This window comes from Kitasatospora sp. NPDC001539 (assembly GCF_040298565.1).
Taxonomy (GTDB): Bacteria; Actinomycetota; Actinomycetes; order Streptomycetales; family Streptomycetaceae; genus Kitasatospora.
The window spans coordinates 1-16449 of the sequence record NZ_JBEPAK010000157.1; the positions used below are offsets into that span (position 1 = coordinate 1).

Below are 16449 nucleotides of genomic sequence, written 5' to 3' on the forward strand. Positions count from 1 at the left end.
CGGCCTTCTTGATGGCCGCGACGACGAGCTGGCGGTCGCCGTTGGGCTTGACCAGGTCAATGGCCAGGCCGAGGTTGACGTGCTCCGGCCGAGGGTGGCGGCGTTCGCGGCGGTGATGCGCTCGGGGTTGTTGGAGGTCTGGCAGGGCGGCTGCGCGCCGACGTAGAGCGGGATGAGCTGCCAGCCGGCGGCGTGGACGGTGCGGACCCAGGAGGAGGTCAGGTTGGGCTGGGAGCAGCCTCGGTTCTGGCCGCCGATGTAGACGGCGGCCGCGCCGTAGGGCGAAGTGCCGTGCCACGCCTGCATGGTGGTTGCGGACGGCGCGGTGCAGGTGTCGAAGGCCTTGCCGGTGAAGACGGCCGGTCCGCGGGCGGGGGCGGGGACGTTGTTGACCGGGGCTGCGGCCTGACCGGGAGCGCCCGGTGCGGAAGGGGACGCGGCGGAGGACGCCGACGGGGAGGAGGAGGCCGACCGGGAGGAGGAGGCCGACGGGGAGGAGGACGCCGAGGTCAGCGCCGACTTGGTCGGCGTGGGTGAGGCGGACGGCGAGGCGCTCGGGGAACCGGAGGCGCTGGGGCTGCTGGGCGACGTGGCGCCGACGGCGGCGGCGGTCGGGACGCTGTCACGGGCGGCCGCGGGGGCCGTGCTGCCGGCGCCGGGTGAGGAGTTCCCCGCCAGTGCGGTGACGGCGAGCGTTGTCGCGCCCGCGGCCAGGATCACGCCTGCGGCGCTGAACGCGATGGCCTTGTTGCGGCGGGTGGTGGCGCTGGGCTTGCGCTGGTGGGACACGTACCGTCCTCGGGAGGTGGCGTCGGGAGGGAAGGGGGGAAGTGCTGTCACGCGGGACGGGAGGTGGCGTCGAAGCGGGCCAGGCGCCGGCCGCCGAGCTCGCCGAAGAGCAGCGTTGCGGTGAGGAAGCCGGCGACGGTGAGGCCGACGCCGTCCCGGGCGTCCAAGACGGCGAGGTCGAGGACGGCGACGGCAACGGCCGTCCAGACGAGCACCGTCCGCAGCGCCAGGTGGGCCTTGAGCGAGCGGGTGCCTCCGGGCAGTGCCCAGATCACGAGCAGGCCGATGCCGGTCAGGGCCAGGATCGTGTCCCCCCGCCGGGCGCTGCGGTGCCGGCGGTGGTAGCGGTGGAACGCGACCGCGAGCAGCGCCACGAGGAGACCGGCGAGGACGAGCTCAGCCGGGGAGTCGACCAGGGCGACCCAGTGCCAGGCGCCGCCGTCCTTCAGGATCTGATGGTCGGTGACCGGGGTCAGCTGGGGTGCTGCCAGCACCACGACGCCCGTGACGTCTCCGGTGCCGTCCTGGCCGTAGCAGGCGAGGTACGGCGCGCCGTCCACCGGGCCGCCGACGATCTTGACGGTGGCGGCCTCGCCGGCGATGTCCAGGTCGTCGGGCCGGGCCCGGCAGGCGGTCTCGGCTGCGCCCGTGCCGGGGAGGGCCGGCGCCGTGTACGCGAGCGGGCCGTCCTCGTGCCACGAGCGGCTCTGCCAGACGGCGGTGGCGGTGGCGGCGTAGCCGACCAGGAGGAGGGCCAGGACCGCCGTGAACACCCGGAGTCGTCTTGGCGGTATCACGTCTGGCTCCTGTTCGGCGCTGGTTCGGCGCTGGTTTCGGCGCTGGTTCGGCGCTGGTTCGGCGCTGGTTTCGGCGGCGCCCCCGGCGATGCGCCAGTGGTGTTCGGCGGCGCTTCGGCGAGGGACTGTGCACTCGGCCGGGCGACGATATCGCCTGATCAGCGCGGCGACCAACGCGGGCCCCCGTTCACGTCCGGCCAGGGGCTGGGCTGCGACTTGTCGCGCACATGCGCCTATGCTGCCACGGCTGACGACCGGTGCGGTTCGGCGTCGGCTCGACCGATGGCGGAAAGGGACGGGCAATGCGCCGGTACGGACGTGGCATGGTGTGGGGCGGGGTCGTGGTGCTGGTCGCCATCGTGGTGGCCGGGGTCGTGGCCCTGTGGCCGGAGGACGAGGAGAAGCCCAAGATCCCGGTGCGGGCGCGGGAGTACAAGCCCACGCAGGCCTGCCTGCTGACTCCGGCGAGCGGGCTGGCGGACGCGCAGTCGGCGCAGGCGTGGGCCGGTCTCCAGGATGCGTCGGCCAGGACGCACGTCCAGGTCCGCTACCTCGCGGCCGCCGGTGAGGACACCCCGGGCAACGCCGGCCCGTACCTCGCGTCGCTGGCGGTGAGCGGCTGTCAGACGGTGGTCGTGGCCGGTGACACCGGGGTCCAGGCCGCGGTGCAGGAGGCGCACTCGTTCCCCAAGGTCCAGTTCCTGCTCCTCCAGGGCAGCCAAGGCAGCACCCCGACCACCTCCGCCCCCGCGGGTGGCAACACCAAGACCCTGACCGTGACGAACCCGACCGAGGCGCGCGCGCAGGTCGCCTCGGAACTCGAGCAGCTCACCAAGGGCTGACGAACGCTGCGCAACGCGGCGGTGCCCGTTCCCTGATTCCCTGTCGATCGTCCACGAATCCCCAGGTCAGAGGCCTGACCCGCGCTTGACCGCCAGTCGACAATCGTGATCCACTCCGCATGGTTTCTCATTGACAGCCGGTCACCGACCGAGACTTTTGGGGTCTTCATGCGCGCGTGGAAGCCGGTTCGCCGGTTCACCGTATTCCGGAAGCGGCACCGCTTCCGACCATTGATCAGACTGCTCGCGGTCGTGCTGATCGCGACGCTCTCCTCCATCGGAGGCATATCCACGGCCGGGGCCGCCGAGCGCGGATTCCCGGCCTTGCGTCTGTCCTGGGACCAGGTCAAGGACTGGTTCTCGGACGAGCCGGGCAGACCGGGCTTCGGCCCGACTCCCCGTCAGCACTCGGGGACGGCGGCCGGGCGCGGCCACCGGGCCACCACGGACGAGACCCGCGCCGGCGGCGGCCAGGGCCACGCCCCGGGCAAGTCCCCCTCCGAGCTGGACGACTACGCCCCCTACCAGCGCAAGCCCGCCCAGGGGGCGAGCGCGACGCAGACCGGGTTCGACGCGCGCAGCAGCAAGCGGAACGCGGCGAAGTCCAGCAAGACGTCCGACGCGTTCGACAACGCCGACGGTTCCGTCACCCGGAACATCTCCCAGACCCCGATCAACTACCAGGATGCCTCCGGCAACTGGCAGAAGGTCGACACCAGCCTGAAGAACGGTGCGGGCGACGGCCGCTGGCACGAGGCGGCCAACTCCCTCGCGGTGGACTTCGCGCCGAAGGCCGCCGACGCCTCGCTGGCAGCCCTGCGCACCACCGGCGGCCACGCGCTCAGCTACGCGCTGGAGGGCGCGGCCCCGGTCACGGGCACGGCGAACGGCTCGGACGTCAGCTACCCGGGCGTGCTGCCCGAGACCGACCTGGTGCTGACCACCACGCCGACCGGTCTGAAGGAGTCGATCGTCCTGCACTCGGCGAAGGCCGGGAACAGCTGGACCTTCCCGCTGAACCTGGAGGGCCTGGCGCCGCACCAGCAGCAGGACGGCTCGATCAACCTGACGGACGCCGCGGGCAAGACGGTCGAGCAGATCCCGCCGGCCTACGCCTACGACTCCAAGGTCGACCCGCGCTCGGGCGACGCGGCCAGCACCAACGCCGTGCGCTACGAGCTGGTCAAGTCCGCGAGCGGCGGCACCGCGCTGAAGGTCACCCTGGACGAGTCCTGGCTGCGCAGCAAGGACCGCCAGTTCCCGATCACCGTCGACCCGACCGTGACCGACGGCTGGACGACCGCGTACGCCCAGAGCGGCAACAACACCGACCACTCGTACGAGCAGTTCATCAAGATCGGCTCGTACGACAGCGGCACCAACAAGGCGAACAGCTTCATCAACCACTGGTACCAGAGCTGGGACGGCTCCGGCGTCACGGTCACCTCGGCCACGCTGAAGCTGTTCGAGACCTGGGCCTCGACCTGTGCCTCGCCGCAGCGCTTCGACGTCGCGCTGGTCACCCAGCCGTGGACGCCGAGCCAGGTCCAGAACTACCCCGGACCGAGCTTCGGTGCCTCGATCGGCAACGCCTCGCCGACGCTGACCAACGCCTGCACCAACACCACCGCCAACCCGGCGGTCGGTGACTGGGTGTCGGTGCCGCTGTCCACCTCGGCCCTGCAGGGCTGGATGAACGGCACGACGCCGGACTACGGCCTGGCCGTGTACGCCGCGACCAACGACGCCCTGCACTGGAAGAAGTTCGGCTCCTTCATGGACCCGAACAAGGGCCCGTACATGCAGGTGACGTACACCGGCAACTCCGGTCCCCAGGTGTACTCGCAGTACCCGAGCAACAACGCCGTCGCCTACACGACCACCCCGGAGCTGACCGCCTGGTCGGCGGGGGCGAACTCGACGGGCGCCAGCAGCACGCTGAAGTACGACTTCACCGTCTACGACAACACCAACACCAAGATCGCCGACTCCGGCCAGATCGCGGCCGGTGACTGGGTGGTGCCCGCGGGCAAGCTGTCCTGGGGCAAGACCTACTACTGGCAGGTGCAGTCCTACGACGCCGGGATCTGGTCGCCGTCCAACGGCCTGTACGCGCTGAACATCCAGGTGCCGCAGCCGCTGATCACCTCGGGGCTGTCGCAGAACAGCAGCGAGCACGGCTTCGACGCGTCGATCGGCAACTACACCACCTCCGACACCGACGCCGACGTCTCCACCGCCGGTCCGCCGCTGTCGGTGGTGCGCGACTACAACTCCCGCGACCCGCGCTACACCGGCGCGTTCGGCGCCGGGTGGTCGAGCGTCTTCGACTCCCGCGCCACCGAGCAGTACAACGCCGCGGGCCAGGTGACCGGCGTGGTCGTCACCTACCCCAACGGCGCGCAGGTCGGATTCGGCAAGAACGGCGACGGCACCTTCAGCCCGCCGTCGGGGCGCTTCGCCACCTTCAAGCCGGTCACGGGCGGGTACTCGCTCACCGACAAGAACAGCAACGTCTACACCTTCACCCAGTCGCTGGGCTCGGGCGGCTACGGCGTCACCGCGATCACCGACGCCAACAACCGCTCCATCACCTACACCTGGGCGAACAACCAGATCACCGACATGACCTCCCAGGTCTCCGGGCGCGCCCTGCACCTGACCTGGGCGAGTCCGTCGGGGGCGAGCGCGGCGCACGTGGCCACGGTCTCCACCGACTCGCTCGGCAGCCCCGGCCCGCTGACGTGGACCTACAAGTACACCGGTGACCAGCTCACCGCGGTGTGCCGGCCCTCCGACGCGACGCACTGCGCCGCCTACGACTACACCTCCGGATCGCAGTACCAGAACGCGATCATGGACCTGGGGCCGCAGAACTACTGGCCGATGTCGGAAGCCGCCGGTGCCACCACGGCCGCCGACGCCGTCATCGCCAACCAGGCCAACGGCAACGCCTCGTACACCAACGTGACCCTCGGCCAGGCCGGCGGTCAGCTGGCGGGCTCCACCGCGACGGTGGCCGGGTTCAACGGCACGTCCTCCTACATGGCGCTGCCCCAGAACACCGGCAACGCGGCGAACTCCGGCGCGCTGTCGCTGTGGTTCAAGACCTCCACCGGTCCGGGTGTGCTGTACTCGTACGCCTCCACGCCGATCACCGCCGGGAGCGCGTCGGGCTACTACACGCCGTCGATCTACGTCGGCTCGGACGGCAAGCTGAACGCCGAGTTCTGGTACAGCGGCGGCGCCGCCCCGATCACCAGCAGCGCGCCGGTCACGGACGGCAAGTGGCACCACGTCGTCCTGTCGGCGGCCGGCAACACGCAGTCGCTGTTCCTGGACAACAACCAGGTCGGCACCCTGTCGGGCACCGTCTCCATCCAGAGCGCGGTGGCCTTCGGCGCGAACCAGCCCTACGACTACATCGGCGCCGGGTTCCTCGGCGGCAGCTGGCCGGACCAGCCCAACACGGGCAACGGCACGGTCAGCTACTTCAACGGCCAGATCGCGAACGTGGCCTGGTACAACCGCCCGCTGGTGTCGGCCGACGTCAACGCGCTCTACCAGTACGCCGCCCACCCCGCGAGCCTGCTGAGCAGCATCAAGCGTCCGTCGGGCAAGGTGTTCAACACCATCGAGTACGACCCGGCGACCACCACGGTCACCAAGGTCACCGACGAGAACGGCGGCCCCTGGAAGATCGCCGCCCCGACCGTGACCGGCTCCTCGCAGACGTACCGCGGTTCCGTCCTGGGCAGCGCCCCGGCCGGGTACTGGCGCCTGGGCGACGCGGCCGGAGCGTCCGCGGCCACCGACGAGGTCCGCGGCGGCACGGCCACCTACAACGGCGTCACCCTCGGGACCGCCGGGCCGTTCTCGGACAACACCGCGGCGACCTTCAACGGCACCTCGTCCTACATCCTGCTGCCCAACACGGAGCACCTGAACAGCGGGCCCAACTCCGTCGAGATGTGGTTCAACATGCCGGCGGGCAACACCGCCGGTGGCACCCTCTTCGACTACGCGACCAACCCCCTCGGGGGGTCGCAGAGTTCCTGGGTCCCGTCCCTGTACGTGGGCACCGACGGCAAACTGCGCGGCGCGTTCTGGGGCCTGCCCCAGATCACCAGCGGCGCCCCGGTGAACGACGGCAAGTGGCACCACGTGCTGCTCAGCGGAAGCCCGACCACGCTGACCCTGTACCTGGACGGCCAGTCGGCCGGCAGCTCGACCGGCACCTTCCAGCCGAGCCCGTCGAACTACGTCTACGTCGGCGCGGGCTACGCGTCGCAGTGGAACAGCGCGCCGAGCAACGCGAACGGCTACTTCCCCGGCTCGATCGCCGAGGTCGCGTTCTACAACTCCGCGCTCTCCGCGCAGGAGGACGCGAACCACTTCGCGGCGGGCAAGAACTCCACCGGTCTGCTGCCGGTGAAGTCCGTGGTGGTCACCGACCCGGTGAACGCCACGGAGACCACCCGGTACGACGTCGTCAACGGCAACCGCACCCTGTCCCACACCGACGGCGTGGGCAGCACGGTCAGCTACGGCTACGACACCAGCGGGTTCCAGAGCACGACCGTCGACCCGAACGGCGTCATGAGCCGCACCGGCCACGACCCGCGCGGCAACACGGTCTCCGTCACCAACTGCCAGAACCAGCAGTCCAACACGTGCTCGACGCAGTACTTCACGTACTTCCCGGACGACACGAGCGCCCAGCTGACCACGGCGGACGCCCGCAACGACGTCATGCTCACCTCGCGCGACGGCCGTTCGGCCTCGGCCACCGACAACACCTACCTGACCTCCTACACCCTCGACGCCGCGGGCAACCGCACCGGTGTCACCACCGCCGCCGTACCGGGCTCCCCGAACGGGCGCACCACCACCACGGTGTTCTCGGACGGCACCGCCACCTTCCCGGCGGCGGACAGCGGCACCGTGCCCAAGGGCCTGCCGGTGTCGACGACCTCACCCGGTGGGGCGGTCAACCAGGTCGCGTACTTCCACAACGGCGACGTGGCCTCCACCACCGACCCGACGGGCCTCGTCACCAAGTACACCTACGACCCACTGGGCCGGGTGCTGACCAAGACCGTCGTCTCGGACACCTACCCGAACGGTCTGGCCACCTCGTACGTCTACGACGGCGACGGCGAGGTGACGCAGGAGACCAACCCCCCCATCACCGACCGCGTCACCGGCGCCATCCACACCGCGCAGGTCTCCACCGTCTTCGACTACGACGGCAACGTCACCTCGCAGACGGTCGCGGACACCACCGGCGGTGACTCCCCGCGCACGCAGACCACGGTCTACGACGCGTACAACCACGTCCAGTCGCGCACCGACGCCAACGGCAGCGTGCCCGGGGCGACCAACGGCGGCACGACGACGTACAGCTTCGACGGCATGGGCGAGATGGTGAAGGAGGTCGGCCCGACCGGGACCACGACCACCTTCCAGTACGACGCCAACGGCCACCTGCTGTCGAAGACCCTCAACGGCTACACGGGCGACCCGGTCGCGCCGTCCGCCGCGACCAACCTGGTGGAGTCCTCACGCGCCTACGACCCGGCCGGCCGGCTGGCGTCGATCACGGACTCGATGGGCAACACCACCTCCTACACCTACACCGACAACGGCCTGCCGGCCACCGTCACCAGGAAGGACCCGACCGGACAGAGCTCCTTCCAGCTGGAGTCCAACACCTACGACGCCGCCGGGAACCTCATCCAGAAGACCACCGGCAACGGCGCCACCGTCACCCAGTACCAGGTCGACGCCGCCTCCCGGGTGGCGAGCACGACCGTGGACCCGACCGGCGTCAACCGCGTCACCCAGGTCTCCTACACACCGGACGACCTGGTCGCCACCACGCGCCAGACCGACTCCTCCGGCGCGGACCGCACCATCAGCAAGACCTACGACCCGATGGGCCGCCCGCTCACCGAGACCCTGCACGGGGACGCCTCCGGCCACCCGGCCGGCTGGTGGCAGCTGAACCAGAGCTCGGGCACGACGGTCACCGACCAGTCGGGCAACGGGAACACCGCGTCCGTCTCGGGCAACGTCACCTGGTCGGGCGGGGCCGCCGGCTTCGACGGCTCCGGCGGAACGATCTCCACCAACGGCCCGGTGCTCAACACCACGTCCTCGTACACCGTGTCGGCCTGGGTCAACCTGACCGACAACACGGCCTACCACTCCTTCGTCACCCAGGGCGGCACCAACGTCCCGTCCTTCTACCTGCAGTACTCCAAGGCGTTCGGCGGCTGGACATTCATCGCGAACAGCTCGGACGCGACGAACCCGACCGCCTACTACTCGGCCCACACGTCCTCGGCCGCGCTCAACACGTGGACCCACCTGGTCGCCACGTTCGACGCGTCCAACGGCACGATGAGCCTGTACGTCAACGGCGCCCTGGGGGCGACGGGGAACAACCCGAGTCCGTGGACGGGCACCGGCGGGCTGACCATCGGGGCCTCCAAGACGCCCAACAACGGCACGTTCGACAAGGACACGGGCCAGGTCGCGAACGTCCAGGTCTACCAGCGGGCCATCAGCGCCGCCGAGGCCCAGACGCTCTACACCAACGGCCAGAACGGCGGTTCCGTCGGCTCGTCCAACACCCAGACCACGAAGTGGACGTACGACAAGCGGGGCCTGCCGACCTCCGTCACCGACCCCAACTCCAACACCACCCAGTTCTCGTACGACGAGGCGGGCAACCTCGCGGTGACCACGGCCCCGGCCGTGTCCGTCGAGGCGGTCGGCGGCACCGCGGTGACCGCCCGTCCGGTGACCACCAGCGGCTTCAACACCTTCGGTGAGGCCGTGGAGGAGCTCGACCCGAACGGGAACGAGACCACCCTCGCCTACGACGCCAACGGGCAGAAGGTCTCCGAGACACTGCCCGTCTACACGGCCCCCGGCTCCAGCAGCCCGGTCAACGGCCAGAGCACCTGGACATACGACGCCGACGGCAACGTGCTGTCCACGACCCGCCCAGGCGGAGAAAGCGTCCGGTACACGTACACGCAGCTCGGCGACGTCGCCCAGGTCACCTCGCCGGACGGCAGCACCACCCATGCCGTCTACGACACCAACGGCGAGAAGCTGTCGGTGACCGACGGCAACGGCGCGGTCACCCAGGCCACGTACGACTGGATGGGCCGTCACGTCACCTCGACGAAGCTGGAGCGCTACCCGACCAACCAGACGCTCACCAGCACCAGGTCCTACGCGGTCACGCCCGGCAACCCCTACGGCGCGTTCGTCTCCTCCGAGACGAGCGAGACCAACGTGACCACGACCTACGGCTACAACCGGGTCGGCGAGCAGACCCAGGTCACGGACGGGGCGAACAACACCACAACGGTCGCCTACGACTTCGTGGGTCGTCCGTACAGGACGACGGCGGCCGACGGCACCTACGGCCAGACCACCTACACCGCCGCCAACCTGGCCGCGTCCCACAAGGAGTACGACGCCAACAACAATCTGCTGACGCAGATCTCCTCGGTCTACGACGGCAACGGCAACGCGACCTCGTTCACCGACGCCAACGGCCACACCACGCAACTGACGTACGACGCGAGCAACATGGTGACGCAGGAGATCCAGCCGGTCTCGGCGACCTCCTCGATCACCACGTCGTTCGGCTACAACGCGGCGGGCCAGCGCACCCGGTACACCGACGGCCGGGGCAACTCCTGGTACTACGCGTACACCTCCCGTGGCCAGCTGGCCACGGTCCAGGAGCCCGGCACCGGCATATACAACTCGGCCGACACCACCACCACGACCTACGCGTACGACGCCAACGGCCGCACCGCCTCCCAGACACTTCCGGGCGGGGTGTCGGTGTCCTTCGGCTACGACAAGGTCGACAACCTGCTCACCTCCACGGGCACGGGCGCCGAGGCGGCGACCGCGACCCGCTCGTTCACCTACGACAACGCGGGCCAGATCCTGACCGCCGCCACCTCCAGTGCCGGCACCCTGGGCAGCCCGGACTACCAGGCGGCCACCAGAGAGACGTTCACCTACAACGACCGCGGGGCGCTGCTGACGGCCTCCGGTTCGGGCGGCTCGTCCTCGTTCGCCTACAACGGCGCGGGGCAGCTGACCTCCCGCACCGACGCCGCCGGCACCACCGGCTACGGCTACGACACGGCCGGACGCCTGCAGTCGGTGAACGACCCGACCACCGGAACGCAGCTGACCTACGGCTACAACAAGCTCAACCAGGTCTCGTCGATCACCTACGGCTCGCTCGGCAACGTGCGCACCTACGGCTACGACGCCCTGCACCGCCTGACCTCGGACACCCTGGCCAAGGGGACGACGACCCTCGCCTCCATCGCCTACGGCTACGACAACAACGGCAACCTGACCAGCAAGAACACCACCGGAGTCACGGGAGCGTCCAACAACACCTACGGCTACGACTGGGCAAACCGCCTCACGTCGTGGAACAACGGCACCACCAACACCGCCTATGCGTACGACGCCTCGGGCAACCGCATCCAGGCCGGCTCCAACGTGTTCACCTACGACGCACGTGACCAGCTGACCTCGGACGGCGTGCACACGTACACGTACTCGGCACGCGGCACGATGACCCACGACATCACCGCCGCAGGCAGCACCACGCTGGCCTCGGACGCCTACGGGCAGCAGGTGGTGGCCGGCACGCAGTCGTACACCCACGACGCGGCCGGACGGAACATCACCGACACCACCAGCGGCGCCACGACGCGCACGTTCTCGTACTCCGGTGCGGGCAACATCGTCGCCTCCGACGGCGACTACACCTACACCTACGACACAGGAAACGGGCTCATCGGGCTGAATACCGCCGGGGCCACGTCGACCGCGACCGGCCAGCTGGCCGTGCTCGACCAGCACAACGACGTGGTGGGCACCTTCGCGCCGACCGGCACCGCCCTGACGACCTCCGCCACCTACGACCCGCTGGGCGCCGTCACGGCCAACAGCGGCCTGCCCGGGCACCTGGGCTTCCAGTCCGGTTGGACGGAGAGCTCCACCAACCTGGTGGGCACCGCCTCGCGCTGGTACAACCCGCGCACGGGCGTGTTCCTCAACAAGGACACCGTCTCGACCAACCCGGTGCCGAACTCGGCGGCGGCGAACCCGTTCGCCTACGTCGCCGACAACCCGCTCTCTGCGGGCGACCCGTCCGGCCACTGCCCGTGGTACCTGCCGGATTCGGCCTGCAAGATCGCCAACAAGGTGGTCAGCGCGGTCGACAGCGGCGCCCACTGGGTGGCCGACAAGGTCGAGAGCGGCGCCTCCTACGTCGCGGACAAGCTCGACGAAGGGGCCCACTGGGTCGCCAACAAGGTCGAGTCCGCGGCAACGTACGTCGGGCAGGCCGTGGTCAGCACGGCGCGGTCGGCCTACCACCACGTCAAGGACGCCTACCACCGGACGTACCACTACGTGCAACGCGTCCACCACTGGGCCGTACGAACAGTCAGACGCGTCTACCACGCAACAGTCCGGGTCGTGAAACACGCCTACCACGCGGCCAAGGCCGCTGCCAAGCGCGTCGTCCAGGTCGCCCACAAGGCTGCGGGCGTGGCCTACAAGGCCGCGCGCACCGCGTACAAGGCGACGGTCCACGCGGCGAAGACCGCGGCGACCTTCGTCAAGCACCACGCCGCCGCGATCACTTCGTTCGTGGTCTCCACCGCCGTGTTCGCCGGCTGCGAGGCCCTGACCGGCGGCGTCGGCTCCATCGGCTGCGCCGCGGCCGCGGGAGCGGCAGGAAGCCTGGTCACCCAGGGCTTCCAGTGCGCCCAGAAGGGCGGCTCGGCCTGCAGCGCCGGCGCGTTCGGCAAGTCGGCACTCGAGGGTGCCGCTGAAGGCGCCGTCGGCGGGGCCCTCGGCAAGCTCGGCGGCGCGATCATCGGCAAGGTCGCCCCCAAGGCGATGGAAGCCGTGGGCGGTCTGTTCGGCAAGGGCGCCACCGAAGCCGCGGACGTCGCAGCCGAGGACGCCACCCAGGCGGCGAGCCGTCAGGCCGGGGCCAGGGCGGCCAGGTCCGAGTCGGAAGCCGGAGGCAGCTGCCCCGTGCCCCACAGCTTCACGGGCGCCACGCCGGTCCTGATGGCCGACGGCACCAGCAAGCGGATCGACCAGATCAAGATCGGCGACCAGATCACCAACGCCGTCCCCGACCAGAACGGGACGCAGACCCACACCGTCACCAACGTCATCGTCACCACCACCGACCATGACTTCGCCGACGTCACCGTCAAACCGACCCGTACCGGGATCACCGAGGAGCACACCAACCCGACCCGCACCACCGAGGCCGCCCAGGCCAAGCAGACCGACCAGGCCAAGCAGGACGGGATCCCGCTGGGCAAGAGGATCTGGCAGCGCGCCGGCCTCGCCCTGGCAGCTTCCCTCGCTGCCGCCACCCTGATCGGCGTCAACCACCAGCCGGCCGACACGACCGCCCCGGTCGCCTACGCCGCCTCGACCACCAGCACCGCTGGTGACACCACGGGTGACACCAACGACCCGGCCGTCAGTGCCGACGGTGGCACCATCCACACCACCTTCCACCACCCCTTCTACAACCAGACCCAGGCCGCCTTCGTCGACGCCAAGGATCTCCGCCCCGGCGACGTCCTCCAGACGCCGACCGGCACCGCCCAGGTCACCGACGTCCGCCTCTACCACGCCGACACCACCACCTACGACCTCACCATCGGCGACCTCCACACCTACTTCGTGGAGGCCGGGGCCACAGCGGTCCTGGTTCACAACATCGGCGGACCGGCCTGCGAGGAAGCCGGACTGGCAGCAGCCGAGCGCGCGGCAAGCGCGTTCGCCAAGCCCGGCAAGGCCACCGGGGCCCTTCACGTCGAAGGGCGCGGATGGTTCCCGAGTCCGCTCTCCTCGGGCAGCAGGAACATCCACCCCCTGGCAGCGCAGCGTGCGCCCGGCACCCAGATGGGGTTTGCGCACCACCTGGAATCCCAGGTCGCGGCGATGATGCACCAGGATGCGGAGATGAAGAGTGCCACCCTCTTCATTCATTTCGACGAGTCGGTGGCGGCTGAGGATCGGAGGGTCTGCAGCACCTGTTCCAAATGGCTTGAGGACATGCTCCCGACGGGGCATACGCTAAACGTCATATACAAGGACATCAACGGTGTGATCCAACGACCGAAACCCTTTGTCGGAAACTAGTAAAGAGGAAATGAGGCCGGACCCGCTCAGCGCGGGCCCGGCCTCACTCTGTCCCGAAGCAGGCTACCCAAGCCACTTCACGTTGGCCATCTCCCTGAGCCCGGACAGAGCCTCAGCCTTCGGGGCTGCAATGTCCACGTCCCACCCAGGGCCATCTTCACACCGAATGATCTGTGCGAGGACATCGCCGCGCATGAAGATCCGATATCCGGGCACCGGCCACTGCCAAGCACCGAAATCCACTTCTTCCGCAGAGCCGAGGATGCCCTGCACGAGCTCGTCGGGAACCAGGGATGCCCGCATCCTGGTGTCCGCTCCGAAGAGCACCTCCATCACGGTTCGGTGCTTCAGGAACTCTGCCATGGACTCGGAATTCGACTCCCATGGCTCGTCGAACTCTGCATTGAAAACGCGATCCGGCATAGCCGGATCAAAGCTCCAGTACCATTCCCCGCCGCAATCCGACATAAAGATCGCCTTGCCATCGGAGACCTTGATGTTATCGGGCGGAGTCATTCTCGTGACGAAGGAAAGATCTACATCCCATTTCGAGACAAGCTCATGCCATTCACGCAACGCCCTGGGAAGCCAGTCGCAGCTCTCGGGCAGGGGTTTTTCGTCTGCCGCCGGAGGCCCAAACCATGCGGCCAGAAACCGGGGCAGTTCAATGCTGGCAGGATCTATCATGGGCCAATGATCGCACAGACCGTAAGCTTGATCTTTAACCTCGCGCGGCGAGGTGGGCCGAGCGTGGGTTCGCGTTTACGGTTTTGCCCACGTCGCGGCGAGGCGCCGGCTTGCGGTTCCTCGAACCCGGAGGCCGTCCCGGGCCCGGGCCGAGAGGGTTTCGGCACGCGGGCCGGAGTGAGGATCTTCACGCGGATGTTGCGGAACCTCGGCGGACCCGGGCCGAGGTCGACTTCGCTCTGGCAGCGGGCGTTCCCAGGGCGGGCAGGTTGCACGGAAGTGCGGCGCCGTCCAGCCGAGGGCGCCCTTGAGCAGGCGGAAGGTGTGCTCAAGGTCGGACCTGCGCAGAAAGGTGCGCCAGATCCAGTCCAGATGGACGGTGCCGACCATCCACGGGGCGATGTACGGGCGGCCTCGCCAGGAGATGCCGTTCGTCGTGATCGTGCGGGTACGGCCGTCGTCCTCCAAGGCGAAGAACGCGAGATGCTCGGGCGGGACGTCGCGCAGCGGCGTCGGGTCGGCGTTCCACGCTTCGAGGGAGGTCAGGCCGTCCGGGGCGGCCGGGTGGTGCTCGGTGTTCCACCAGCGCACCCAGTCCAGGAGGAGCGCGACGAACGCGGCAAACGTCAGCGGCGGCGCGTCCGGATCGGCGCTCCGGCCTCCGGTGAGCCTTTGGCAATGGGTGTAGCGCGGCAGGGAGACGAGGAACATCTCCTCGACCGCGTCGTTCAGCGCCTCGACCGTGCCCTTGAGGTGCGGGCTGTAGGCGGGCAGGTCATGGACGGGGACGGCGAAGGCGCCGAGCGCGGCGGTCACCGTGGCACACAGGAACTCCTTGCCCCGGTCGACGCGTACCTGGGCAGGAAGGCCGCCGACGGGGCCGAACGGTTCGGTGCGGGTGATCGAGGTACGCAGCGCGGCCAGCACCGCCTCTCTCGACGAGGCGTGCGGTGTGACGGCCAGGCCGAGGATGTACGTGGTGGCGCAGTCGATGAACCACGTGATCCACGGACACGCCAACTCGCCCTCGACATCGACCTGCACCGGCACGTGCTTGTGGTCACCCTCCCAGCACGCGTTCCTCCACAACACCGGCCGCTTCCCGAACACGTCATGCGCCCGCCGCGCTGCTTCCCCGCCGCACAGACCCGCCCGCTCCCCCACCGACAACTCCCTGCGCACCGCCCGCCGCAGGGCCCGCAGCGACGGCGCAACGACCGTGGGATCGCCGACGGCTTGGGCGGAAAGCTCGCGGTGAACCGCGGCGGTGTTCCCGCCCCAGAAAGCCAACAGACGCCGGACCTCCAGGGTGATCGCCGTACGCTCGCGCGGGCGGGACGAGAGCCGTCCTTCCGTGCGGGCGGCGGCCAGCCAGTACCAGACCGCCCGCTCCGTCACCCCCATCGCCGAGGCGAACAACCGCACGTGAGCGGTCGTCAACTCACCCCGGCTGTCCCGATCCATCAACCGGGCCACCGATCCCTCACGCCCCAACACGACGGCCGGTCCTGACTGCCGCGGATTGGGTGACGAAGGCTGGTTGGCCAGTTCCGACATCACGCCACCTCCGGTCCGCTGAAACGATGCTGTCGTCCGACGGAAGCGAGACTGTCCGCGGACCGACCGCTCATCCCGACACGCCGACCAGCACCACACGATGGACGGAACCACCTCAGGCGCCGTCTTTCAGCGGGAGCAGCGCATCCGAAAGCCGGGGCCTTCGGCAGCCGGAGCCGGGGGGTGAGGACGACGGCATCGTTCAGCAGCACGACGTGGCTCGTTGCAGCTGTCCCTGGGACACCGCCGGGCGCGTCTCGTCAGCACGCCACGGTCTACTCCCCTGGGGTCTGCACGAGGACTAGCGAGACGGGCGGGTGGCCCTCACTGGTGCGGAGCTGGTGACCCGGCAGAGCTGGAGTCCTGGTGGCGGTCACCCTTGCCTCGGCCTGGAGGGAAATAGCGTTGCTCACACCCCTGGCCTCCGTGGCACCCTGACCGGGCGTGGTCGTGTCCCTTGATGTGGTGGAGCGGTCGCATGCCAACGGTCATGCGGTGGGCGGAAGTTCATCGTGGGTGGGGTAGATCTGTTCCATGCT

The 16449-nt window shown here is 69.4% G+C and carries 5 protein-coding genes and 1 pseudogene; 2 read left to right on the forward strand and 4 right to left on the reverse strand.

The window, feature by feature from the left end:
- Nucleotides 1-129: 129 nt before the first annotated feature.
- Together ABT247_RS33655 and ABT247_RS22645 are read right to left on the reverse strand one after the other, a co-directional pair.
- Nucleotides 130-306, reverse strand: a pseudogene (locus ABT247_RS33655) (glycoside hydrolase domain-containing protein); the annotation flags it as partial.
- A gap of 530 nt (nt 307-836) precedes the next feature.
- On the reverse strand, nt 837-1586 hold the full coding sequence (locus ABT247_RS22645; RefSeq protein ID WP_350744914.1) for a hypothetical protein: 750 nt from the start codon (nt 1584-1586) through the stop codon (nt 837-839).
- A 302-nt stretch (nt 1587-1888) separates the two neighbouring features.
- On the opposite strand from ABT247_RS22645, the gene ABT247_RS22650 reads away from it, so the two are divergent.
- Complete coding sequence (locus ABT247_RS22650; protein ID WP_350744916.1) at nt 1889-2428, forward strand: type 1 periplasmic-binding domain-containing protein; 540 nt, start codon at nt 1889-1891, stop codon at nt 2426-2428.
- 231 nt (nt 2429-2659) lie between these two features.
- Entirely contained in the window at nt 2660-13666 is an 11007-nt protein-coding gene (locus ABT247_RS22655; RefSeq protein ID WP_350744918.1) for a LamG-like jellyroll fold domain-containing protein, read from the forward strand.
- A gap of 63 nt (nt 13667-13729) precedes the next feature.
- Here ABT247_RS22655 and ABT247_RS22660 read toward each other — a convergent pair whose 3' ends face one another.
- Entirely contained in the window at nt 13730-14353 is a 624-nt protein-coding gene (locus ABT247_RS22660; protein WP_350744920.1) for a hypothetical protein, read from the reverse strand.
- A gap of 75 nt (nt 14354-14428) precedes the next feature.
- The gene (locus ABT247_RS22665; protein WP_350744922.1) at nt 14429-15910 is read right to left on the reverse strand and encodes an integrase catalytic domain-containing protein; all 1482 of its coding nucleotides are present in this window, start codon (nt 15908-15910) and stop codon (nt 14429-14431) included.
- Nucleotides 15911-16449: the final 539 nt, after the last annotated feature.

Bases quoted from the DNA above. Each gene is read 5' to 3' on its own strand.
- ABT247_RS22650 (WP_350744916.1), top strand. From the start codon at position 1,889: ATGCGCCGGTACGGACGTGGCATGGTGTGGGGCGGGGTCGTGGTGCTG.
- ABT247_RS22660 (WP_350744920.1), bottom strand. From the start codon at position 14,353: ATGATAGATCCTGCCAGCATTGAACTGCCCCGGTTTCTGGCCGCATGG.
- ABT247_RS22665 (WP_350744922.1), bottom strand. From the start codon at position 15,910: ATGTCGGAACTGGCCAACCAGCCTTCGTCACCCAATCCGCGGCAGTCA.